At 73.9% G+C, this 21892-nt stretch carries 19 protein-coding genes; 5 read left to right on the plus strand and 14 right to left on the minus strand.

Translation table 11 applies throughout. The features are described 5' to 3' along the window. The first annotated feature begins 54 nt into the window (after positions 1 to 54). The 3 genes from ACEZDG_RS34000 to ACEZDG_RS34010 all read left to right on the plus strand — a co-directional run bounded on the left by ACEZDG_RS34000 (position 55) and on the right by ACEZDG_RS34010 (position 6509). Positions 55 to 2394, plus strand: coding sequence for an FUSC family protein (locus ACEZDG_RS34000; RefSeq protein ID WP_380517610.1), 2340 nt, complete (start codon positions 55 to 57; stop codon positions 2392 to 2394). Positions 2395 to 2485: 91 nt separating this feature from the next. Beyond that, entirely contained in the window at positions 2486 to 2797 is a 312-nt protein-coding gene (locus ACEZDG_RS34005) for an STAS domain-containing protein (protein WP_380517612.1), read from the plus strand. 43 nt (positions 2798 to 2840) lie between these two features. Further along, positions 2841 to 6509: a SpoIIE family protein phosphatase gene (locus ACEZDG_RS34010; RefSeq protein ID WP_380517615.1), complete on the plus strand. Its 3669-nt coding sequence runs from the start codon at positions 2841 to 2843 to the stop codon at positions 6507 to 6509. Here ACEZDG_RS34010 and ACEZDG_RS34015 read toward each other — a convergent pair. The 14 genes from ACEZDG_RS34015 to ACEZDG_RS34080 form a co-directional block, all read right to left on the minus strand. Continuing rightward, positions 6485 to 6931, minus strand: coding sequence for a response regulator (locus tag ACEZDG_RS34015; protein WP_380517617.1), 447 nt, complete (start codon positions 6929 to 6931; stop codon positions 6485 to 6487). The two genes, ACEZDG_RS34010 and ACEZDG_RS34015, sit on opposite strands and share 25 nt — an antisense overlap. A 103-nt stretch (positions 6932 to 7034) precedes the next feature. Continuing rightward, positions 7035 to 8687: a SpoIIE family protein phosphatase gene (locus tag ACEZDG_RS34020; RefSeq protein WP_380517620.1), complete on the minus strand. Its 1653-nt coding sequence runs from the start codon at positions 8685 to 8687 to the stop codon at positions 7035 to 7037. Positions 8688 to 8689: 2 nt separating this feature from the next. Next, the gene (locus ACEZDG_RS34025) at positions 8690 to 10453 is read right to left on the minus strand and encodes an ATP-binding response regulator (RefSeq protein WP_380517622.1); all 1764 of its coding nucleotides are present in this window, start codon (positions 10451 to 10453) and stop codon (positions 8690 to 8692) included. A gap of 5 nt (positions 10454 to 10458) precedes the next feature. Next, positions 10459 to 11490: an ATP-binding protein gene (locus tag ACEZDG_RS34030; protein WP_380517625.1), complete on the minus strand. Its 1032-nt coding sequence runs from the start codon at positions 11488 to 11490 to the stop codon at positions 10459 to 10461. Beyond that, a complete protein-coding gene (locus tag ACEZDG_RS34035) occupies positions 11478 to 11885 on the minus strand; it encodes an ATP-binding protein (protein ID WP_380517628.1) in 408 nt (135 codons plus the stop codon). Before ACEZDG_RS34035 ends, ACEZDG_RS34030 begins: the two co-directional genes overlap by 13 nt. Beyond that, complete coding sequence (locus ACEZDG_RS34040; RefSeq protein ID WP_380517631.1) at positions 11879 to 12274, minus strand: STAS domain-containing protein; 396 nt, start codon at positions 12272 to 12274, stop codon at positions 11879 to 11881. The genes ACEZDG_RS34035 and ACEZDG_RS34040 overlap by 7 nt, the downstream gene beginning before the upstream one ends. Further along, positions 12271 to 13131 carry an STAS domain-containing protein gene (locus ACEZDG_RS34045; RefSeq protein WP_380517634.1) on the minus strand — a complete coding sequence of 287 codons (861 nt, stop codon included), beginning with the start codon at positions 13129 to 13131 and terminating at the stop codon, positions 12271 to 12273. Before ACEZDG_RS34045 ends, ACEZDG_RS34040 begins: the two co-directional genes overlap by 4 nt. Positions 13132 to 13214: 83 nt before the next feature. Further along, positions 13215 to 13604 carry an STAS domain-containing protein gene (locus tag ACEZDG_RS34050; protein WP_380517637.1) on the minus strand — a complete coding sequence of 130 codons (390 nt, stop codon included), beginning with the start codon at positions 13602 to 13604 and terminating at the stop codon, positions 13215 to 13217. Between the two features lie 101 nt (positions 13605 to 13705). Further along, a complete protein-coding gene (gene tpg, locus ACEZDG_RS34055) occupies positions 13706 to 14260 on the minus strand; it encodes a telomere-protecting terminal protein Tpg (RefSeq protein ID WP_380517639.1) in 555 nt (184 codons plus the stop codon). 10 nt (positions 14261 to 14270) lie between these two features. Next, a complete protein-coding gene (locus tag ACEZDG_RS34060) occupies positions 14271 to 16508 on the minus strand; it encodes a helix-turn-helix domain-containing protein (protein WP_380517642.1) in 2238 nt (745 codons plus the stop codon). Positions 16509 to 16608: 100 nt separating this feature from the next. Beyond that, complete coding sequence (locus tag ACEZDG_RS34065; RefSeq protein ID WP_380517645.1) at positions 16609 to 17607, minus strand: asparaginase; 999 nt, start codon at positions 17605 to 17607, stop codon at positions 16609 to 16611. Positions 17608 to 17619: 12 nt separating this feature from the next. Then, complete coding sequence (locus tag ACEZDG_RS34070; RefSeq protein ID WP_380517648.1) at positions 17620 to 17958, minus strand: P-II family nitrogen regulator; 339 nt, start codon at positions 17956 to 17958, stop codon at positions 17620 to 17622. Next, complete coding sequence (locus ACEZDG_RS34075; protein WP_380517650.1) at positions 17955 to 19313, minus strand: ammonium transporter; 1359 nt, start codon at positions 19311 to 19313, stop codon at positions 17955 to 17957. The genes ACEZDG_RS34070 and ACEZDG_RS34075 overlap by 4 nt, the downstream gene beginning before the upstream one ends. A gap of 193 nt (positions 19314 to 19506) precedes the next feature. Next, the gene (locus tag ACEZDG_RS34080) at positions 19507 to 20313 is read right to left on the minus strand and encodes a L,D-transpeptidase family protein (protein ID WP_380517653.1); all 807 of its coding nucleotides are present in this window, start codon (positions 20311 to 20313) and stop codon (positions 19507 to 19509) included. 158 nt (positions 20314 to 20471) lie between these two features. On the opposite strand from ACEZDG_RS34080, the gene ACEZDG_RS34085 reads away from it, so the two are divergent. Both ACEZDG_RS34085 and ACEZDG_RS34090 read left to right on the plus strand, forming a co-directional pair. Beyond that, a complete protein-coding gene (locus tag ACEZDG_RS34085) occupies positions 20472 to 21029 on the plus strand; it encodes a SigE family RNA polymerase sigma factor (RefSeq protein ID WP_380517656.1) in 558 nt (185 codons plus the stop codon). After that, positions 21026 to 21892, plus strand: coding sequence for a hypothetical protein (locus tag ACEZDG_RS34090; RefSeq protein ID WP_380517659.1), 867 nt, complete (start codon positions 21026 to 21028; stop codon positions 21890 to 21892). The genes ACEZDG_RS34085 and ACEZDG_RS34090 overlap by 4 nt, the downstream gene beginning before the upstream one ends.

The raw sequence follows: 21892 nt of genomic DNA on the forward strand, positions 1-21892 counted from the left end.
ACGGCACCCGCGTCGCTGGTGCGTCCGGCGGCGTCGGGGGCAGATCATGTCAGCATGGAAGCGACTCGGGTGCCGCTGTTCGGCAGGGCGCGGGAGACCTGGGACGACCTCTGGGACCGGTTCAGCGCGTCCGATCCCGGGCTGATCCGGCTGACCAGCGGGCTGACCACGGTCGGCGCGGTGGTGGCGACCCTGGCCGTGCTGGCGGCGCTGCACACGGCCGTGCCGATGCTGGTGGTCGGCGCGCTGTGCGCGATGGTCGCGTCCTTCGCGATCAGCGACCCGGGCCCGCGCGAGCAGGCGGTCACCCTGGCCCTGGGCGTGCCGACCGCCTTCGCCGTGATCAGCTGCGGCGCCCTGCTGGCGCGCTACCGGGTGGCCGCCGACCTGCTGTTCCTGCTGCTGATCTTCGCCGCGGTCTACGTCCGCCGCTACGGTCCGCGCGGCACCGGGCTCGGGCTGATCGCCTTTCAGCTGTTCTTCGTGTCGCAGTTCGCCCATGTCACCCCGTCCATGCTGCCGCAGCTGTACGGGGTGCTCGGGATCGCCTTCGGCGTGGCGGCGGTGGTCCGCTTCGGCCTGGTCCGGGCGACCCCGGAACGCACCCTGGGCCGACTGCGGCGGGCGTTCCGGGCCCGGCTGGCCGACCTGGTCGACGCGCTGGAGGCCGCCGCCGAGGCCGCGCCGGGGACCCCCGGCGCCGACCGGGCCGCGGAGGACCTGCGCCGACGGACCGGTCGGCTGCACGCCTGCGCGCTGATGATCCAGGCCCGGCTGGAGAGCGGCCTGCCCGACGCGCACGCCGCCTCGCTGCTGCAGCGCCGGATCGCCGAGGCGGAGATCGCCGCCGAGCGGCTCGGCATCCTGCTGCTGCGGGTGCTCCGGCCGCAGCAGCGCGGGGGCCAGCACGACGGGGGCCAGGACAACGCGGTCACCCTCGGCCTGTACCTGCCGGAGCTGCTGCCCGGTGCCAAGGCGACCGACCCCGGTCTTGAGGCCCTGGTCGCCGAGTTGCACAGCCTGCGCTTCCTGGTCGCCCGGTCGACCTCGGAAGCACGGGACGCCGGTTTCACCGCGGTGCGCGACCGGCTGCTCGACTACCGCGACGACCAGCGGATCCCGGAGGTCAGCGACCAGGTCAGGGACGTCTACCGGGCGATCGGGGACCTCGCCCGCGCCATGCTGGGCCTGCGGCTGGCCTTCGGCGCCGAGCCCGAGGCCGCCGACACCCCGGCCGACAGCCCGGAGGGCGCCCGTACCCGCGAGGAGCTGGGTGTGGAGGACCTGCTGCTGGGCGCCGAGGACGAGGACGCTCCCCCGCAGACCGGTCTCGACCGGCCGACCACCCGGGCGGCCTGGCAGGTCACCACCGGCTCGGCGCTGGCCGTCCTCGGCGGCGAGCTGCTGTCCAGCCAGCGCTGGTACTGGGCGGTGCTGACCTGCTGGGTGGTGTTCCTGAACACCTCCTCCATCGGCGAGATCCTGGTCAAGGGCTACCGCCGACTGCTCGGCACGGTGGTCGGCGTGCTGGCCGGGGTCGGCCTGGCCGCGCTGGTCGGCAACGACACCTGGACCGCGTTCACCCTGGTGATCCTGTGCATCTTCGGCATGTTCTTCACCGCGCCGCTGTCCTACACGCTGATGTCCTTCTTCGTCACCGCGATGATCGGGCTGCTCTACACCCTGCTGCACACCTACAGCGAGGCCGTGCTGGTGCTGCGGATCGAGGAGACGGCGCTCGGCGCGGCCTGCGGGCTGGTCGCCGCCGTCCTGGTGCTCCCGGTGCACACCCGGCGGCGTACGGACGAGCAGCTGGTGACCGTGCTGCTGCGGCTGCGGCAGTCGGTGACCCTGTCGGTGGCCCAGCTCGCCGGGGCCCCGGCCGCCGACCTGCTGGACGCCACCCGCGACCTCGACACGGCCCTTGATGCCTTCCGGTCGTCGATCCAGCCGCTGACGCACCCGGCCAGCCCGCTGCGCGACCGGCGCCGCCGGGCCCGTTATGTGCTGGGGATCCTGGAGACCTGCGCCTTCCACTCGCGCAGCCTGGCCGCCACCGCCGGGCTGCTCCCGGACACCCTGCTCCCGGACGCCCTGGGCGTCAGGGCCGACCCCCGGCTGGCCGACGCCGGACGGCGGCTGGCCCGCAACCTCGACACCCTGGTCGCCTTCCTGCGCGAGGGCGACCGCGGGCTGCCGCCGCTGGAGCCGGGCCCGAGCGTGTCCGCCCTGGTCCGCGCCGCGCCCGGGGCCGGCCCCGACCGGACGGTCGCGCTTCGGGTGCTGCGGCATCTGCAGCGGCTGGACGAGGGCGTGCTCGCCCTGGCCCGCCCGCTCGGCCTGCCCGCCGGGCCGGACCCCGAGCCCGCAGGGCCCGTCACCGGCACTGACTGAGGCTCAGACCGGCCGGACCGCACAGTCGAATTCGAACGCGAGCGCGGGTCTGCAGGCGTCGTAGTCCGCTGTTGTTCGACATAATCGCAGCATGGCTACTGACAACGGACCCTCCGCCTCCTACCCGGTCGTCGCTCCGCGCGGCGACCTGGACACGGACACCCTGGGCCCGCTGACCACCGAGCTCGACGCCGCCGCCGCGCGGCACCCGGTGGTGATCCTGGACGCGAGCGGCATCACCTTCAGCGACTCCTCGTTCCTGCGCCTGGTCCTGCTCACCCACCGGCGCACCGAGCTGCGGATCGCCGCCGCGCCCCCGGCGGTGGCCCGGCTGTTCCAGCTGATCAGCGTGGATGCGATGCTGCACCTCTACCCCACCCTCGACGCCGCCCGCGCCGCATAGGCTGTCCGAGGACAGCCAGGGGACGAGTACGGAGGCGGGGACCGTGGAGGAGCCGACGGCGGAGCCGCGCAGCGCGCTCGACCCGCTGATGCTGCGGACCCCGTGGGCGGAGACCGTGCTCGGCCCGGTCCGGGCGTGGCCCGCCGAGCTGCGGGCCGCCGTGGGCGTGTGCCTGAACTCGCCGTTCCCGATGCTGATCATGTGGGGCCCGGACCTGGCGATGGTCTACAACGACGCCTTCGTACCGATCCTGGGGGCCAAGCACCCGGCGCTGGGCCTGCCCTGCGCCGAGGTGTGGGCCGACGCCTGGCCGGTGGTCGGCGACATGATCACCCGCGTGATGGAGCGCGGCGAGTCGACCTACCACGAGAACCTGCCGCTGCTGCTGCAACGGCACGGCTTCGACGAGACGGTGTACTTCACCTTCGCCTACAGCGCGATCCCGCAGGACGACGGGACCGTGGGCGGGGTGTTCACCGTGGTCACCGAGACCACGCCGCAGGTGCTGGGCACCCGCCGGCTGCGGACCCTGCGCGAACTGGGCCAGGCCCGTTCGGCCCGGATCGCAGACGCGGAGCAGGCCTGCGCCGCCGCGACGGCCGTCCTCGCCGCGCACCGCGAGGACGTGCCCTTCGGCGTGGTCTACCTGCTCGACCGGGACGGCGGCACGGCCCGGGCGGTGTCCTGCTTCGGCCTCGCCGGGCCGCCGCAGCTGCCGTGGCTGCCGTCGACCGTGGCCATGGCCGCGGACGGCCCGGCCGACGAGGCCGAGTGGATCCGGCAGGCCCTGACCGCCCCCGGCCCGCGGACCCGTACCGGCCTCGCCCGCGTCGCCCCCGCGCCGGTGCTGCCGGGGGCCGCGGCGGCCGGCCCCGCGCCGGTGGACACGGCGGTGGCGCTGCCGCTCTCCGCCACCGGCAGCGACCACTCCTACGGCGCGGTCGTCCTCGGCACCAGTCCCTACCTCGCCCTGGACGACTCCTACCAGGAGTACCTGAGCCTGGCGGCCGACCACCTCACCGCCGCGATCAGCGACGCCCGGGCCCGGGCCGCCCAGCTGCGCCGGTCCGAGGAACTGGCCGAACTGGACCGGGCCAAGACCAAGTTCTTCACCAGCGTCAGCCATGAACTGCGCACCCCGCTGACCCTGATCGCAGGACCGGCCGCCGACGCCCTGGCCGACGAGCTGCACCCGCTGGCACCCGCCCAGCGCCGCCGTCTGGAGGTGGTCCACCGCAACGCGGGACGGCTGCGGCGGCTGGTGGACACCCTGCTCGACTTCAGCCGGATCGAGGACGGCCGGCTGCGCGGCGAACCCGTTCCGGTGGACCTGGCCACGCTGACCCGCGGCATCGCCCAGTCCTTCGCCCCGGCGGTGGAGCGCGCGCGGCTGCGGTTCACCGTCGACTGCCCCGACGACTCCCCCGCTGTGCTGATCGACCCGGGCATGTGGGAGCGGATCGTGCTGAACCTGCTCTCCAACGCGGTCAAGTTCACCCTCGACGGCGAGATCCGGCTCGGCCTGCGGTTCACCGGCGCGGAGGTCGAGCTCACGGTGGCCGACACCGGCATCGGCATCGACCCCGCCGAACTGCCGCACGTCTTCGAGCGCTTCCGCCAGGTCCGCGGGACCGGCGGACGGTCCCACGAGGGCTCAGGCATCGGCCTGGCCCTGGTCAGCGAACTGGCCTCGCTGCACGGCGGCACGGCCGAGGCGGCCCGGCGGCCGGACCGGGGCACCACGCTGACCGTCCGGCTGCCGGCCCGTCCGGCCCCGCAGCCCGCCTCGCCGGGGTTCAGCCACAGCGTGGTGCAGGACTACGTCGCCGAGGCGCTGCAGTGGAGCCCGGCCACCGCGGCGGCGGACCCGGACGCGCCGGCCGCAGCCACCGGGGCCGACCGGGTCCTGGTCGCCGAGGACAACGCCGACCTGCGGAGCTACCTGGCGGCCCTGCTGGCGCCCGAGTACGCGGTCACCCCGGCCGCCGACGGCCGGGAGGCCCTGCGGCTGGCCCGGGAGCTGCGGCCGGACCTGGTACTGGCCGACGTGATGATGCCGGGCCTGGACGGCTTCGCCCTGCTCCGGGCGCTGCGGGCGGACCCCGCCACCGCCCGTACCCCGGTGGTGCTGCTGTCCGCCCGGGCCGGCCAGGAGGCCGCGGCCGAGGGCCTGGCGGCCGGCGCCGACGACTACCTCGCCAAGCCGTTCTCCTCGGCGGACCTGCTGGCCCGGGTCCGTTCCAACCTGGACCTGGCCCGGCTGCGCAACCATGAGTCCGCCTGGCGCACCGCCCTGGTCAACGCGATGCAGGACGGCTTCTTCGTGGCCCGGCCCGATCTGTCGGTGATCGAGGTCAACGACGGGTTCACCCGGCTGCTGGGCTACGACGCCGCGCAGCTGCCCTGGCCGGTCCCGCACCCCTGGTGGCCCACCCGCGAGCAGGACCCGGAGGCGTACGCCCTGGTCGAGGCCGCCGTGAAGCTGGTACGCAGCCAGGGGCACGGGCGCTTCGTGCTGCCGCTGCGGCATCGGGACGGGCGGCGGCTGTGGGTCGACGCGGCCCTGGACTCGCTGCGCGACCACCGCGGCACCGGGCGGCTCCTGGTCGGCACCCTGCGCGACGTCACCGTCGCCCACCTGGCCGCCGAACGCGACGCCGCCGTCTCCCGGCTGACCGGGCGGCTGGCCGGGATCGACGACAGCGCCGCCGTACTGGCCGTGGGCCTGGCCGAACTGCGGGACTACTGGCAGGCCGAACGGGTCACCGTGCTGCGCGGCCAGGACACCGGCGCGGATCCGGGCGGCAGCGCCCCGCCCGATACCCGCGAGCTGGTGACCGGGGCCGACGCACCGCTGTTCGACGGGTCGGAACAGGCGGTGCTCCGGCTGGAGTTCGACCGGCCGCGCCCGTTCACGGTCGCCGACCGCACCCTGATGATCCAGCTCACCGGCCACCTCCAGCGGGCCCTGGGCCGGGCCCGGGCCAATGACGAGCAGCGCCGGGTCGCCCTCGCCCTGCAGCGGGCCATCCTGGGCCCGGCCGACCTGCCGCCGGGATTCGCGGTCCGCTACGAGCCGGCCGGGTCGGCCCTGGAGGTCGGCGGCGACTGGTACGACGTGCTGGAACTCCCGGGCCACCGCTACGGGGTCGTCGTCGGCGACGTGGTCGGCCGCGGCCTGCCGGCCGCCGCCACCATGGGCCAGCTGCGCAGCGCCGCACGGGCCCTGCTGCTGGAGAACAACGGGCCCGCCCGGGTGCTGGAGGCCCTGGACCGCTTCGCCGACCTGCTGCCGGGAGCCTTCTGCACCACCGTGTTCTGCGCCGTCGTCGACCCCGCCGCCGGGTCCGTGCGCTACAGCAGCGCCGGGCACCTGCCCGCCCTGCTCGCCCGCCCGGACGGCGGCGTGCGGCGGCTGGACGGCGCGCAGTCGGTGCCGCTGGCCGTCACCCCCGGCAGCGAACGGCCGGAGACCAGCGCCACCCTGCCGGCCGGCGCGCATCTGCTGCTCTACACCGACGGGCTGGTCGAACGCCGGCACGAGGTCATCGACACCGGCATCGAACGCGCCGAGGCGGCGCTGGCGGGCGAGCTGCCCGCCACCCCCGACGCCGTCGTGGACCACCTCTGCGCCGTGCTGCTGGACCAGGGCCGGCACGAGGACGACGTGGCCCTGCTGATCTACCGTCAGGCCTGGTCGTCGGGGCGGTAGGGGGTCGCGGTGTCGAGGAAGAAGACGTCGATGCTCTGGACCGCCGCGATGAAGTCGTCGAGGTTGACCGGCTTGGTGATGTAGGCGTTGGAGTGGCTGCGGTAGGCGTCGGAGACGTCGTCAGGGGCTCCCGAGGTGGTCAGCACCACCACCGGGATGGCCTTGAGGTCGTCGTCGTTCTTCAGCACCGCGAGCAGCTCGCGGCCGTTCATCCGCGGCATGTTCAGGTCCAGCACGATCAGGTCGGGGGCGCGGCGGGACGGGTCGCGCAGGTACTCCAGGGCGGCGATGCCGTCGTCCACCTGGGAGACGGTGCGGGCGGCGCCGCGCTGCAGCAGCGCCTCCTGGATCAGCATGGCGTCGGCCGCGTCGTCCTCGACCAGCAGGATGTCGTACGGGCGGGGTGCTGCGAGGGCGGCCATCTGTGCTCCAGTCGTGGGTGCGGTGCGGGACGGGTACCTGACGAGGGGTCCGACCGTGGCTGCCACCCTAGGCCACGGATGATCGGGCCGACAACACAGGTTGTCACACCTGCTGGTCGGTGACCTCGGCGGCGAACAGGACCACGTCGTCGCTCTGCTCGGCGCCGAACACCCGGAGCAGGTGCTCGCAGAGCGCGTCCGGGCCCGCGGTCTCCTGGCCGGCCGCCGTCCTGAGCTCTTCCAGACTGGTCGTCAGATCCTTGTCCCGGGTCTCGATCAGGCCGTCGGTGACCAGCAGCAGACGGGTCCCCGCGGTGATCCGGACTTCGGCCGAAGGGGGCTGCGGCAGACCCATCCCCAGCATCGGCCCGTGCTCGTGCACGAAAGACCCCTCGCCCAGCGGGTCCAGCAGCAGCGGCGGGAGGTGTCCGGCGTTGGCGACGCTGAGGCCGGTGCGGTCGGGATCGACCAGGACGATGCAGACGGTGGCGGTCCAGCCCGGCCACTCGCGGTCCAGCAGGGCGTCCAGCCGCTCCAGCACGGTCCGCGGGGGGTGCCCCTCATGGGCGTACAGGCGCAGGGCGTGCCGCAGTTCGCCCATGACCACGGCGGCCTGCAGCGAGTGGCCGACCACGTCGCCCACCGCGAGCAGCAGTCCGGCGGGGGTCTCGATCGCCTCGTAGAAGTCGCCCCCGATCTCATTGCCGCGGGTGGCGGGCAGGTAGCGCATGGCCAGCCGGATCCGGTCCGGCTCGGGCAGCGAGCGGGGCAGCAGGGCGCGCTGCAGGGTCACCGAGAGCGTGTGCTCCTCGGTGTAGCTGCGCAGCGCCTCCAGGGCCAGGGCGCTGGCCTGGGTGAACTGGGAGACCAGGTCGCGGTCCTCCTCGCTGGTCTCGGCGTCGGTGTGGAGGGCGACGCACACCGGCGGCCGTCCGCGCTTGGTGCGGGCCGCCACCACGGTCACCTCCGCGCCGCCCGGCGCCGGGCTCCGGACGTCGTTGCGGGCCAGCAGGTCGGCCCACTCCTGGACGCCGTACCGGGCGCTGCCGACGCCGACCCCGGCCCCCAGGGCCGCCACCGCGAGGCTGTCCAACAGGGCCGGGGGGGCCGGTCGGACCACGGCTCGGCCGTCCTCGTCCCAGTGGGTGAGCTGCACGGTGTCGGTGTCCGGGGGCTGGGTGACCACCAGTGCGGGCGCCTGCAGCAGGGTGCGGGCGCCGCGGGCGACCGCTGCGGCCAGTTCCGTCGGATCGACCGCCCGGTACACGTCCAGGGTGGCGCGGTTCAGCGTGTCCAGGCGCCGGGCCAACTGCTCGGCCCGCATCCGGGCCCGGCTGTAGCGCAGCGCGGAGGTGACGGTGGCCAGCAGCTCGCTGGGAGCGATCGGCTCGGTCAGGTAGGCGTCCGCGCCCCGGTAGAGGCCCTGGGTGCGGTCGGAGGTGGCGATGGCGATGGCGGACACATGGATCACCGGCACCCCGGCGGTGCGCGGGTCGGACTTGATCCGCTCGCTGACCTCGAAGCCGCTGAGGTCCGGCAGCCGTACGTCCACGATCGCCAGCTCGGGTCGCGGGGTCGCGCCGGGGGCCAGCAGCGCGAGGCCGCCGAGACCGTCGCCCGCCTCCAGCACGGTGTGCCCGGCCCGCTGCAGCCAGTTGGCCAGGATGTACCGGTTGGTGGGGTTGTCGTCGATGACCAGGACCACGGCGGGCCGGTCCTCGACCGGCCGGTCCGCGACCGGATCGGGCTGGCTCATCGTCAACTCCTTGCTCGGGGCTGTTGTTTCAGGGCGTCGGCCAGGCGGCGGGCGGTGGCCCCGTGCTTGGACAGCACGGCGCGGGCGTGGGTGAGCCGGCTGTGGTCCTGCTCGTCCGGGTCGGCCGCGGTGATCACCACCACCGGGACGGTGCGCAGCTCCGGGTCGGCGGCCAGCTGGGCCAGCACGGCGTAGCCGTCGGTGCCGGGCATCTGCAGGTCCAGCACCACGCCCTGCGGGCGCTCGCGCCGGACCGCCGCCAGCACCAGTGCGCCGTCGTGCACCGGGACCACCCGCTCGGCGATGCCGTCCAGCAGCGGACGGAACAGTTCGTGGAACACCGGGTCGTCGTCCACCGCGACCAGGCAGGGGATCCGCTGGACCGCCCCGTCCTCGCCGTCCGGCGGCGGAAGCCGCAGGGTGACCTCGGTGCCCCGGCCCGGGGTGCTGTTCAGGGTGAGGGTGCCGCCCATGAGTTCGGCCAGCCGGCGGGCGTAGGGCAGGCCGAGGCCGGTGCCCGGACGCTTGACCTGGTTCTCGCCCGGCACCTGGTAGAACTCCTCGAACACCCGCTCCTGCTGGTCCGCCGGGATGCCGATCCCGGTGTCGCTGACCCGGAACACCACCACGCCCCCGGCCTCCTGCTCCACCTCGAGCCGGACCTCGCCGGCCCGGGTGAACTTCAGGGCGTTGGACAGCAGATTGCGCAGGATCCGGGTCAGCAGCACCTCGTCGGTCAGCAGCAGCGCGGGCTCCACCACCTCGGGGACGATCACGGCCACGGCGTCGCCCTGCGGAGCGGTGCCGAGCATGATCCCGCGCAGCTGGGTGAGCAGCGCGGCCAGGTCGACCCGGGCCGGCCGCGGCTCAAGCCGCCCGGCCTCGGCCTTGGCCACGTCCAGGAGTTCGTCGACCAGGGCCAGCAGCATGCTGCCCGAGGAGCTGATCAGCCCGACCTGCCGCCGCTGTTCGGCGCTGAGCGGAGCCGAGGCCGGGTCCAGCATCAGCCGGCTCAGCCCGACCACCGAGTTGAGCGGGGTGCGCAGCTCATGGCTGACGTTGGACCAGAAACGGGTCTTGGACTCGCTCGCCTCCCGCAGCAGCCGGCTCTTGTCCTCCAGCTCCGCGTAGAGGGCGACCACGCCGCGGTTGGTCTCCTCCAGCTCCGTGGACAGCTCGGTGTAGAGGGCGAGGACGCCCTGGTTGGTCTCCTCCAGCTCCAGGTTCAGCCGCTGCAGTTCCTCGCGCTGGGAGCGGGCCTCCTCCAGCGAGGCCATCAGGTCGCGGGTCTGCGCACGCAGGTCCTCGGTGGTGCTGGTCTCGGCCGCGCCCGCCACGCGCAGGTTCGCGCGGACGGACTCGGCGAAGCCCGGGGGCGTCGCCGTACGGGCCGGGATCGGGCATTCCACGGTGATCCCGCCGCCCTCGGACCCGTTCCCCCGGGACTCGCCGACCTGCGGGAACAGCCGCCGGACGGCGGCCAGGGACTCGGCGCTCGGGCCGCGCCCGTCGTCCCAGTCCAGGGCGACCACCAGGGTCCGGGGGTGCTCGTCGGCCAGGGTGAAGCGCGCGGTCATCGGCTCGGGGCGGAGCAGGTCGCGGCCGAGTTCGCTCAGCACGGTGGCCAGCCGGACCTGGTCCTGCCGCTCGAGGCCCACCGCCTCGGCGGCGGTCCGGCCGTAGCGGCGCAGCGCGAAGACGTCCCGCTCGCTGTGCACGGTGGTGGTCAGCAGGGTCTCCGCGGCGCGGGGGGACGGTGTCGGCATAGTGCTCACCACTGTCCTCGGGCGACCACCACAGCGGCGTCGTCCCGATGGGTACCGGCGTGTCGCAGGAGCTGGGCCGCGATGACGACCGGGGGGTGCTGGAGCAGGCCCGGCAGGTCGCGGGGGCTCCAGCGCTCGCTCAGCCCGTCGGAGTGCAGCACCAGCGCGCCGTCGCGCGGCAGCGGGTGCTCGAAGGTGCGCAGGGTGCGCATCTGGTGGCCCACGATGCCCGGGGAGGAGACCAGCGTGGCGCGGGTGTCGGCGCTGATCAGGGCGGCGGCGATATTGCCGATGCCGCAGAACAGCAGGCGTTCGCGCTCGGGTTCGATCCGGGCCACGGCCACCACCGCGCCTCGGGTGCCGCGCAGGGCGCGGTGGATCTCCTGCACGGCGTCCTCCGGGCTGCGGGCACGGCCGGTGCGGAAAGCCTGCGCGGCGGCCTGACCGGCCAGGGCGGCCATCGGCCCGTGGCCGAGACCGTCGCACAGCATCACCAGCACCGCGGAGCCGTCATCGTCCAGCCGGGTGCTCCAGGCGTCGCCGCAGACCTGCTCGCCGGCCATCGGACGGGTCAGTCCGGCCACGCCGGACCGGCCCCGCGGACCGCCGTCCGCGCCGGTCCGCGACCAGAACCCGGCGGCCAGCACGGTCCCCCGCCCGGGCAGCGAGTAGATGTCGAAGGTGTCGGCGAGCCGCCCGACCGCGCCGAGGCCGATGCCCAGGGTGCCGGTCGAGGAGTTGCCGTCGCGCATCGCCTCGGCCACGTCGGCGATGCCGGGGCCCTGGTCCAGGGCGACGACCTCCACGCCCGCCCGGAGCGGGGTGCGCAGCACCCGCAGCAGCAGCGCGCCGTCCCGGGCGTGCTTGTCCAGATTGGTGGCGACCTCCGACACGGCCAGGGCCACCTCGGCGCAGCGGTCCTCGTCGAGGCCGGTCCGCCGGGCCAGCGCCGCCGCCGCGCCGCGCGCCGCGGTGAGCTCGTCCCGGAACCAGGCCACGTCCTCGCTGTCCACCAGTGAGGTGGTCACCTGGCCCACTTGGTGATGCTGACCGTGGTGCCGCGGCCGACCTCGGTGTCGAGGTCGAACTCGTCCACCAGGCGGCGAGAGCCGCTCAGGCCGAGGCCGAGGCCGGTGCCCGAGGTCCAGCCGTCGGTCAGGGCCAGGTCCAGGTCCGGAATGCCGGGGCCCCGGTCCTCGAAGACGACCCGGACCCCTCGGCGCAGCCCGTTCTCGACCGTGTCGAGCCGCATCGTGCCGCCGCCGCCGTAGATCAGGGTGTTCCGGGCCAGTTCGCTGGCGGCGGTCACCAGTTTCGTCTGGTCCACCAGCGACAGCCGGCACTCCTGAGCCGCCGCCCGCACCGCGGAACGGGCCAGCACCACGTCCGCGTTCGTGGCGATGGCGGTGAGCTGCCCGGAGACGGTCACCACGGCCTCGAAGCCGGCGCGTCGCCCGTGGACGTCTCCCGCGCCCGTTCGAGCAGCCGCAGGCCCTTCTCCAGGGTCAGTGCCGTGCGCACACCGCCCAGTGAGAGCCCCAGCTCGACCAGGGTGATCGCCACGGCCGGACGCATCCCCACCACGACGGTCTCGGCATCCAGCATCCTGGAGATCGAGGCGATCGTCGCCAGCATCCGGCCCACGAAGGAGTCGACGATCTCCACGGCGGTGATGTCGATCACCACCCCGTGCGCCTCGGAGTCCACCACCCGTGCGGCCAGGTCGTCCTGGAGGTACAGCACGGCCTGGTCGTCCAGATCGGTCTGGATGGACACCAGCAGGACGTCGCCGATCTGCAGGATCGGTACCCGCTCGCTCACTTGATGCCACCGGCCCTGCTGTCGGCGGCGGTCAGGGTGATCCCGGAGCGCCGGAGTGCGTGCCGCAGGGCGTCGGCGAGGGTGGCCTTGGTGGCGATGTCGCCGAAGTCGATGCCCAGCGCCACGATGGTCTGGGCGATCTGCGGGCGGATGCCGGAAATGGTGCATTCGGCGCCCATCAGGCGCGCGGCCACCACGGTCTTCAGCAGGTGCTGCGCGACCTGGGTGTCCACCGCCGGGACCCCGGTGATGTCGATGATGGCCTGCTCGGAACCGGTGTCGATCAGGGCCTGGAGCATCTTCTCCATCACCACCATGGTCCGCGCAGAGTCCAGGGTGCCGACCAGGGGGACGCCGATCACCCCGTCCCACAGCTTGACCACCGGGGTGGACAGCTCGAGCAGCTGCTCGGCCTGGGCGCCGATCAGCTCCTCCCGGGCGCGGGCGTAGGTCTCCATGGTGAACAGGCCCAGGTCGTCCAGCAGCGAGGACAGCTGCAGATAGGCCCGCAGGTCGCCCGCACCCCCGTCCTGCGACAGCACCGGCTCCAGGGCCCGCTTCAGCGCGAACACGCTGACCGCGGTCTCGGTCGGGCTGAAGCCCTGCCGGGCCCGGGTCCGCGAGAGCTCCGCCAGCAGGGCGCGGACCTCGGCGAACTCATCTCCGTGGGCGTCCAGGCCGGAGCCGAGACCGACCAGGAGCGCGGCGTAGAGCTCGCGCAGCTCGCTCTCGACCTCACCCCGGCTGACCCGGCCGCCCAGGGTGGAGGCGACCTGCTCCAGCCACCGGGAGGCGACGTCGTCCCCGGCCGACGACAGCAGCTCGACCAACCGTTCGGTGTTTCCAGCATCAACCATGACGTCTCCGTAAGGTGTGAGGACTCTGCGGCAGTGGTCCCCACTCCGCCCGCGAAGCGTATGCCACCTGGCAGGGCTCCGAGCTACACGCCGGAGCGCGGGGGTGCCTCCTCGGCGGGGAAGGCAGCCAGAGCCAGGTCCGTGCTGTCGTGGAGCGGGGTGGCCAGGCTGATGCCGGTCAGGTCGAGCAGACGCCGCACCGGCTCGGAGGGAGCGGCCAGCAGCAGCTGTCCCTCGTGGCGGAGCAGCGCGGACCGCGCCCGCAGCACGCTGTTCAGGCCGGAGGAGTCCATGAACGGCACCAGTGCCAGGTCCAGCACGATGAAGCGCCGGCCCTGCAGCGTCAGCGCGGCCAACTGGTGCTGCAGCACGGCGGCGGTGTCGCCGTCGAGCTGGCCGCTGATGGCCACCACCGCGCGGTCCGTGCCATGGACGGTGGTACTGACGGTCAGGACATCGGGCTCGGAGGGCATGGCCCACCTCCATCGGATCGAGGACAGCACTTTCCGACTGCCCCGAAAGATCCGTTGCACACCTCCGGACCGGTCCGGTCCTACCGACGCCGCCCAACGGGCTACAGGTCCGCGTCCCAGTAGTCGATGCCGGTCAGCCGCACGTCCAGGCCCTGGGCGCGGCGTCCGCCGTCGCGGAAGTAGTGCTCGGCGAAGCCGTCGGCGACGATCTGGGCGAGTTCGTTCTCCGAGGCCCCGGCCTCGCCGGCTTCGAACAGCCGGGCGGCGTAGGAGGCCGGCAGGTGCTGGGTGATCCGGCGCAGCCGCCCCTCGTCGGTGGTGCCGGCCGGGGCGTCGTAGCCGAAGGTGGCACGGGTCTCGATGGTGATGCCGGTGCTGGTGGCGGCGCGCTGGGTGGCGCGTCTGCGCACCAGCGGCTGCCAGCGGCGGCGCACCTCGGCGTCCAGCCTGGCCGCGACCGCCGCGGGAGGGGTCCGCCGCTGGCCGGTCAGATAGCGCTCGACGGTGCGCTGGGAGACGCCCAGCAGCGCGGCCACCGCCCGGGTGCCGCCGTGCTGCTTGACCAGGAACTTCGCCCGGGCCTGGGTGCTGACCGGCGGTTTGCGGGTGAACTGGGCCTCGATCGCCCGCTGCAGGCCGTCGCTGATCTTTCCCATGATGGTGCGTCTACTCCCCGTCCAGGAAGGCGTCGTGTCCGCCGCCCTTGATGTGGCGGGCGGGGTTGTGGCCCTGGTCCATCAGCGGCACCGCCCAGCCCAGCAGCGCCTGGGTGCCCTCGTGCTTGACCATCCCCGGGGAGACCCCGAGCCGGAACCCTCCCGGCAGCGGCTTGCCATCGGCGGCGTGCGGCAGGAAGTCGAGCGGGGAGGGCCCGGCGGAGGGGTAGACGGCGCAGTCGGAGAGCACCGCGATCGGGTACAGGTCCGCCTTCAGCGCCAGGGCCATGATCTTCCGGTGCATATTGACCCGCGCCGAGGCGATCACCGCGGCCCTGATGTCCGGACGCCAGCTCGGACGGCGCAGCGCCGGCCAGGGCTCACCGGGCTTGTGCTTGGCGCCCTGGGGGCGCTCGCGCAGCTTGCCGATGCCGCCCTTGACGGTGGCCTTGATCGCGGAGAGCACCGCCGCCTGGCCCGGATCGACCTGCTTGTGGCCCTCCATCGCGGCCAGGAACTGAGGCGGCGTCAACTCCGCGGTCACCCCGAGTTCGGCCATGGTGGCCACATAGGCGTCCCGCAGCCGCTTGTACCAGGGGTCCAGATAGGGGCCGTTGTCGAAGCGGGGTACGGTCCCCAGGAACTCCAGCGCCCGCTGCCGCCGCTCGTCCTCCAGCACGCCCTCCAGGCCGAGCCGCTGCAGCTGCTCCAGCTCGCCGGACTCCCACGCGGCGGCCGGGACCCGGGCTCCGTGCTCGCGGACCAGGGCGTGCAGCTGCTCCTCGGTGGGCCGCAGCCAGCCCTCGATCGGCTCCAACCGGACCGGCAGGCCCAGGAGTCGGACCAGCTCATGGGCGTAGCCGACGGTCGGCGTGGTGTACCAGGCGGGGCCGGCCGGGGTGCTGCCGTGCGGGGTGAACGGGGACGGCAGCCGGGGGTCGAGGGCGACCTCGGAGAGGTCGATCAGCCAGGACCCCGGCAGGTCCTTGTCGAAGCGCGGCGCCTGCACCAGGACCGCCTCGCCCAGCCCGACCCGCAGCCGGTTGGCCGCGGCGGCGAAGGCCATATTGACGTCGATGCCCACCGCCCAGGGGCGGGCGCACTCGGCGTCGCTGAGCGTCTCCGGGTCGCGGACCCACTCGAACGCCTCCTCGTCCAGCACCTCGTCCGGGCCCTGGCCGCGACCGACCGCGAGCGGGTGCTCGTCCGGGGGCTCGGGCGGGGCCGGGTCGACCGCGACCACCAGCGACCCGGGCAGCCCGCCCGAGCGCCAACCGCCGTCGGGGCCCTGGACGGCACGGGTCGGCGGGCGCAGCGCGCTCATCAGCTCGCTGCCGCACACCGCGGGCGAACCCAGCGGGGTGAGCACCCGGGTCGCGTAGTCGGTCAGCAGCTTGGCGACGTCCGGGGCGGGCAGCGTCCCGGCGTCCTCACCCCAGGCCCGGGCGTCCAGGGCGTCCCAGGGCAGCAGCGCCAGCTGCACGCAGACCCGGCGACCGCCGTCCACCGGGCGGTAGATCCGGGCCCAGGGGCCGAAGCCGCGCTTGGTCAGCTTCCATCCGGCCTTGGCCAGCTGCTTGATCACCGGATGGTTCTCCGGCAGTCGCAGGGCCCGCCGGTCCTCCAGCCGCTCCGGCAGGCCCAGGCGCTCCAGCGCCGTGGCGGTCAGCACGACCAGCGGGTCGCCGTCCTTGCCGGAGGCATGCAGCCGCGGCGTGCCGATGCGGGCCTGGTCCACCGTCCAAGCCACCAGGGCGGGAACGGTGGCCGCCGGGCAGTCCAGCACCAACCCGCCCTCGCCGTAGGCACAGCCGTCGCCGTCCAGCACCAGCAGCGGCCCGTTCGCGAACCGCGGATCCCGGTCCGGGCGCTGCTGCGCGGAGCGGGACGGGACGGCCCGGGCGGGGGTGGCGGCCTTGCGCGGCACGGTCTCGGCGCGGGGGGCGGGGGCAGGCGCGGGCGTCGGTGCCGGGGCCGGGGCCGGTGCCGGGAAGCGGGTGGCCAGGCCGTCCAGCAGTTGCCGGTACGCCTCCAGCCGTTCGCCCGCCGGCTCCGCGCGTCCGGCCTCCCAGGCCTGGATGCTCGGGACCCGCACGCCGAGGGCCTGGGCGACGGCGGCCTCGGTCAGCCCGGCGGCCTCGCGCAGCCGGACCCGCTCGGCGGGCACGGGCAGTACGGTTCCGGCCGCGACGGCGGCCAGCAGCGCCGCGACCGCGTCCAGCGGCGAAGCCGGGCTCCGGTCAGGCATTCCGGCCCCCGGCGGCTCCCAGCGTCTGCGTGTCCATGGCCCGAATCTATCCCAAGGGAACAGGGCGACATGCGCGGACCAGCACCCCCTGCGGCGTGTCTCAGCCGTGCTGCTCGAAGGCGGTTTCGATCGCCCGCCGGTCGGCGCCGCGGGCCAGCAGCAGGCGCAGCAGGACCCGGGACTTGTAGGGGTCGAGCAGACCGGCGTTGATGAGCCCTCGGCCCAGCAGGTCGGTCTCCGAACCGGTCGCGCCGTAGGTGTGCCGCAGCACCGAGCCGCTGCCGGTCCGGGAGGCCAGGACCACCGGCATCCGCGCGGCCAGGTCGCCCAACGGGTCGGCGAGCACGGCGGGGACGTGGCCGACGCCGAAGCCGGCCACGACCAGCCCCTGCGCGGTCCCGGCGACGGCGGTGAGCCCCTCGGCGTCGTCGTCCAAGGTGACGGTGTGCAGCGCCACCCGCACCACCGGCGACGGCTCCAACGACCCGAGCGGCAGCGGCTGATGACGCAGCGGGGTGGTGAGCAGCCGGACCCGGCCCTCGATGACCTGGCCGATCGGACCGGCGTTCGGCGAGGCGAAGGTGGCCGTGCTGGTGCTGTGCGTCTTCCGCACCCAGCGGGCGGCGTGGATCTCGTCGTTGAAGGCGACCAGCGCGCCCAGCCCACGCGCGGCGGGCGAGGCGGCGGTACGGGCGGCGGCGAGCAGGTTCGCCGGACCGTCAGGCCCGGCCAGGGTCGGATTGCGCATCGCCCCGGTCAGCACGAACGGCTCGGGGTGCGGCCACAGCAGGTCCACCAGGAAGGCGGTCTCCTCCAGCGTGTCCGTGCCCTGGGTGACCACCACCCCGCGGGCCCCGGCGGCGACGGCCGCCGACGCCGCCTCGACCAGGGCCGTGATCTGAGCGAACGTCAGATTGGCGCTGCCCACGGCGTCGACGTCGTGCACCTCCAGCGGCACACCCAGCGTGCCCAGGGCCGGAACCGCGCGGGTCAGGTCCGCCCCGCTCAACCGGGCGACCACCGGCCCGCCCGCACCGTCCCTGGCCTGCCCCGCCATCGCGATCGTGCCGCCCAGCGTGAACAACGCGACACCCGGCATCAGGACCTCCGGTCAGACGGCGTCGGGGCCGCGCTCGCCGGTGCGGACCCGGACCACGGTCTCGACCGGGACGGACCACACCTTGCCGTCGCCGATCTTGCCGGTGTGGGCGGCGCTGACGATCGCCTCCAGCACCTGGTCGGCCGCCTCGTCCTCGACCACGACCTCTATCCGGACCTTGGGCACCAGGTCGATCCGGTACTCGGCGCCGCGGTAGACCTCGGTGTGGCCGCGCTGGCGGCCGTAGCCGCTGGCCTCGGTGACGGTGAGTCCGTTGACGCCCAGCTCGTGCAGGGCCTCCTTCACCGTGTCGAGGCGGAACGGCTTGATGACGGCGGTGATCAGCTTCATGGCGCGACAGACTCGTTCCGGTGAGCGGTGTGGGCGGCGGACCCGGCGAGGGCGCCTTGGTGGATGACGCCGTGATCGTATGCGGTCTCGGCGTGTTCGGCGAGATCCAGGCCGGAGAGCTCGTGTTCGGCGGGCGCCCGGAAGCCCACGAAGCGGTCGATCAGCTTGCCCAGCCCGTAGCTGACGGCGAACGCGTACGCCCCGGTGGCCAGCACCGCGACCCCTTGCCGCCACAGCTGGCCCAGGCCGCCGCCGTGCAGCAGGCCCTCGGGGCCGCCGGTCATCACGCTGGTCGCGAAGACCCCGATCAGCACGGTTCCGGCGATGCCCGCGACCAGGTGCACGCCGACCACGTCCAGTGAGTCGTCATAACCGAGCCTGAACTTCCAGGACACCGCGTAGGAGCAGAGCACCCCGGCGACCAGGCCGATCACCAGCGCGCCGAGCAGGTCCACCGAGCCGCAGGACGGGGTGATGGCGACCATCCCGGCCACCGCGCCGGACACCGCGCCCAGGGTGGTGGGGTGGCCGTCGCGGAACTTCTCCACCACCAGCCAGCCCAGCAGACCGGTGCAGGCAGCCGCCTGGGTGTTCAGCAGCGCGGCGGCGGCCAGCCCGTTGGCGCCGAGGGCCGAGCCGGCGTTGAAGCCGAACCAGCCGAACCAGAGCAGTCCGGCCCCGAGCAGCACCAGCGGCAGGTTGTGCGGACGCATCGCCTCCCGGCGGAAGCCCAGCCGCGGGCCGAGGACCAGCGCCAGGGCGAGCCCGGACGCGCCGGAGTTGACCTCGACCACCGTTCCGCCGGCGAAGTCCAGGGCATGCAGCCGCGCGGCGATCCAGCCGTCCGGGGAGAACACCCAGTGCGCGATCGGCACGTACACCAGCAGCGTCCAGGCGAGCACGAACAGTACCCAGGCGTTGAACCGGGTGCGGTCCGCGATGGCGCCGCTGATCAGGGCGGCGGTGATGATGGCGAAGGTGAGCTGGAAGGTCGCGTAGAGCAGGGTCGGGATGTGCCCGGTCAGCGTCCGCGGGGTGATCCCGCGCATGCCGAGGTGCTCGAAGCCGCCGAGCAGGCCCAGGCCGCCGAGGTCGTGGCCGAAGGCGAGGCTGTATCCGGCGGCCAGCCAGACCACGGTGACCAGGGCGATCGACACAAAGCTCATCATCAGCATGTTGAGCACGCTCTTGGTGCGCACCATGCCGCCGTAGAAGAGGGCGAGCCCCGGTGTCATCAGCAGGACCAGGGCGGTGGCGACCAGCAGCCACGCGGTGTCACCGGCGCTGAGGCCGGAGGACGCGGCGGCGGAGAGCACCGGATCGGAGAGCACCGGGGCGGAGAGGGCGTCGGTCATGGGCGGGTCGGCTTCCTTGTCCCCCGCGTGCCGCGGGGGCGTCGGGAAGGTGCGATCGGTGCAGGCCGGGCGACCTGATGGTCACCCGGCCGTATTACCGGTCGCGAACAGAAGTGTTTCGCCCGCGTTTCGCGTTAACCGGAGATGTCTTCCGTGCGGCATACGTGTTTCGTTTTGCTCACACCTGGGAGGGTCACGCGCTCAGCGCCGCCCTGTCCCCCATGACCACAACCGGGTGCTGCGCCGGGTCCAGCGTCCGCAGCAGGGCCACCATGGCCGCGCTGGGCAGCGAGACGCAGCCGTGGGTCGGGCCGTGGTGGTCGACGTGCAGCCATATGCCGCCGCCCTTGGCATAGCCCTCCGGACGGGTGGGATCCAGCGGCGAGGTGCCGGGTTCGCGGTTGTAGTTGATGGCGATCACGTAGTTGAAGGCCCCGGCCAGCGGTTCGCCGCGGAACCCGGTCCCGGTCACCACGAACCCGGACGAGTGGTGGTACGGGAGTTTCGACCCGGGGTCGGGCCGCAGGCCGCCCGCGTCGGTCAGGGCGAACACCCCGATCGGGGAGCGCAGGTCCGAGTCGTGGTGGTCCTCGGTCCAGCCGTGCAGCGCGTTGTGCGTGGCCCAGCTGCCGTGCGCCTGCCACACCCCGTCGGTGCGCTCGTACAGCACCGCGCTGGAGTCGGGCGAGTTGACGCCCTGACCGGTCACCAGCAGGATCTGGTTCGTATCGGCGGGCACCCGGTGGCCCAGCGTGGCACCGATGCCCGGCGGCAGCGCGGCGGGCACGGGCGCGGAGGCGCCGCCGGACGGGACCCCTCCGGCGAGGTGCGCCGCAGCGGTCGGCGCGGCGGCCGTCGCGGCGGCCGGCGCGGGGCCGACCGCCTGGGCGACGGTACCGCTGCCGGGTTGTGCGCATCCCGCGCACAGGGCGACCACCAGCAGAGCCGGGCAGGCCAGCGCCGCCGTACGCGAAACAATGGAACGGGTGTGCGTCTTCATACCGGCTCAGAACGAGGTCGTGGCCGGCCCAGGTTGAATCGGGCGGATATGACGCTCGTCACACACCAGCGGTACAACCCCGGGCACACGGACTGCGTTGAAGGAGGTTGCTGGGCGGCTCGCGCCAGCGTTCGAACAGCGGAGAAGAAGGGGGCAGGGTGCGCCGGAGCGAGAGGGAAGCCCAGTTCGAGGAGTTCGTGCTGGCACGTTCCCGTTCGCTGCTGCGCCTGTGCTACCTGCTGACCGGCGACACCGGCCTTGCGGAGGACCTCTTGCAGAACGCCCTGGCCAACTGCTTCAGGCACTGGGACCGGGCGCAGTCCCAGGGCAGGGAGGAGGCGTACGTGCGGACCGCGATCGTCAACGCGCACATCGACACCGTCCGCCGGCGCCGGTTCAAGGAGATCATGACCCTGCACCCGCCGGACAGCCACGCTCCCGCGCAGACCCAGGCCGCCGAGGACCGCGACCTGCTGCGCCGGGAGCTGGCGAAACTGGCCCCGCGCACCCGGGCCGCCGTGGTGCTGCGGCACTACGTGGGGCTGAGCGAGCAGGAGTCGGCGCTGACCCTGGGCTGCTCGGTGGGCAACGTCAAAAGGCTCACCTTCCGCGGCCTGGCCCAGCTGCGCACCACGATGGAACCACCGGGGCGCGCGGCGTTCCCGGACCAGGACACCGCCGCGTCCGTGCCGACGTCCCGTCAGGAGGGGTCATGACCGACGCCTTCGAACACGATCTCGAAGAGGCCCTGGCCGCGCTCGCCGACCGGTCCGCGCCGCCCTCGGCGGCCCTGGCCGGCCGGGCCCGCGCCCGCGTCACCGCCCGGCGCCGGCGCCGGGCCGTCGCCGGCACCACAGGCGTCGCGGCCTGCGCCGCGGCACTGCTGACGGTGGCGCTCACCCTGCCCACCGGCTCAGCCCCGTCGGCACCCGTCCCGACCACGGGTCCCGCGGCCTCCTCGTCCGTCCAGCCGCCCGCGACCGGGACCAGCACCCCGCCCGAGACACCCTGGTGGCCGCTGGCCGAGGCCGGCAGCACTGCCCCGCCGCACGCCGTCGTCAGCCTCTGGGACGCCCGGGGGCCGCACAGCGATGTGCGGCAGCTGCACCAGGACTACGTCGGCGGTCAGCTGGTTCTGCTGATCGTCGGCCGCGACTCCGCCGGGCAGGACCGGATGGCCCTGGTCCAGGGCCGGTCGGACGGCCTCGGCGGGCTGTACAGCACCGGCCTGAAGCTGCTCCAGGACCTTCCCCGCCCCAACGACCCCACCGCCCCGCTGGCCCTGGCCTTCGGGTCCGGGACCGCCAGCACCATCGAGGTCCTGGCACCGCCCTGCTCCGGCACCGCCTGGTACTCCTCCGACCGCGACAACAGCCCGCTGGCCCTGCACCGGGACGGAAACCAGATCAGCGCCCTGCTGTCGAAGCAACTGGACTCCGCCGAACTCCCCCACGTCATGACGATCGAGTGCGGCAGCACCACCGGCTCGGCCACCAAGGCGGCCCCGTTCGCCCTCACCCTGCAGTTCGCCGTCCCGGTCACCGACAACGCCACGGTCTACCTCTTCGACACGGACTGA

Source organism: Streptacidiphilus alkalitolerans (assembly GCF_042511045.1).
GTDB lineage: Bacteria > Actinomycetota > Actinomycetes > Streptomycetales > Streptomycetaceae > Streptacidiphilus > Streptacidiphilus alkalitolerans.

Coding starts and splice junctions, on each gene's coding strand:
- ACEZDG_RS34050 (WP_380517637.1), bottom strand. CDS start 13,604: ATGCCCTCCGAGCCCGATGTCCTGACCGTCAGTACCACCGTCCATGGC.
- ACEZDG_RS34015 (WP_380517617.1), bottom strand. CDS start 6,931: ATGGCCGCCCTCGCAGCACCCCGCCCGTACGACATCCTGCTGGTCGAG.
- ACEZDG_RS34080 (WP_380517653.1), bottom strand. CDS start 20,313: ATGAAGACGCACACCCGTTCCATTGTTTCGCGTACGGCGGCGCTGGCC.
- ACEZDG_RS34025 (WP_380517622.1), bottom strand. CDS start 10,453: ATGCCGACACCGTCCCCCCGCGCCGCGGAGACCCTGCTGACCACCACC.
- ACEZDG_RS34065 (WP_380517645.1), bottom strand. CDS start 17,607: ATGCCGGGTGTCGCGTTGTTCACGCTGGGCGGCACGATCGCGATGGCG.
- ACEZDG_RS34020 (WP_380517620.1), bottom strand. CDS start 8,687: ATGAGCCAGCCCGATCCGGTCGCGGACCGGCCGGTCGAGGACCGGCCC.
- ACEZDG_RS34045 (WP_380517634.1), bottom strand. CDS start 13,131: ATGGTTGATGCTGGAAACACCGAACGGTTGGTCGAGCTGCTGTCGTCG.
- ACEZDG_RS34000 (WP_380517610.1), top strand. CDS start 55: ATGGAAGCGACTCGGGTGCCGCTGTTCGGCAGGGCGCGGGAGACCTGG.
- ACEZDG_RS34070 (WP_380517648.1), bottom strand. CDS start 17,958: ATGAAGCTGATCACCGCCGTCATCAAGCCGTTCCGCCTCGACACGGTG.
- ACEZDG_RS34060 (WP_380517642.1), bottom strand. CDS start 16,508: ATGCCTGACCGGAGCCCGGCTTCGCCGCTGGACGCGGTCGCGGCGCTG.
- tpg (WP_380517639.1), bottom strand. CDS start 14,260: ATGGGAAAGATCAGCGACGGCCTGCAGCGGGCGATCGAGGCCCAGTTC.
- ACEZDG_RS34090 (WP_380517659.1), top strand. CDS start 21,026: ATGACCGACGCCTTCGAACACGATCTCGAAGAGGCCCTGGCCGCGCTC.
- ACEZDG_RS34005 (WP_380517612.1), top strand. CDS start 2,486: ATGGCTACTGACAACGGACCCTCCGCCTCCTACCCGGTCGTCGCTCCG.
- ACEZDG_RS34075 (WP_380517650.1), bottom strand. CDS start 19,313: ATGACCGACGCCCTCTCCGCCCCGGTGCTCTCCGATCCGGTGCTCTCC.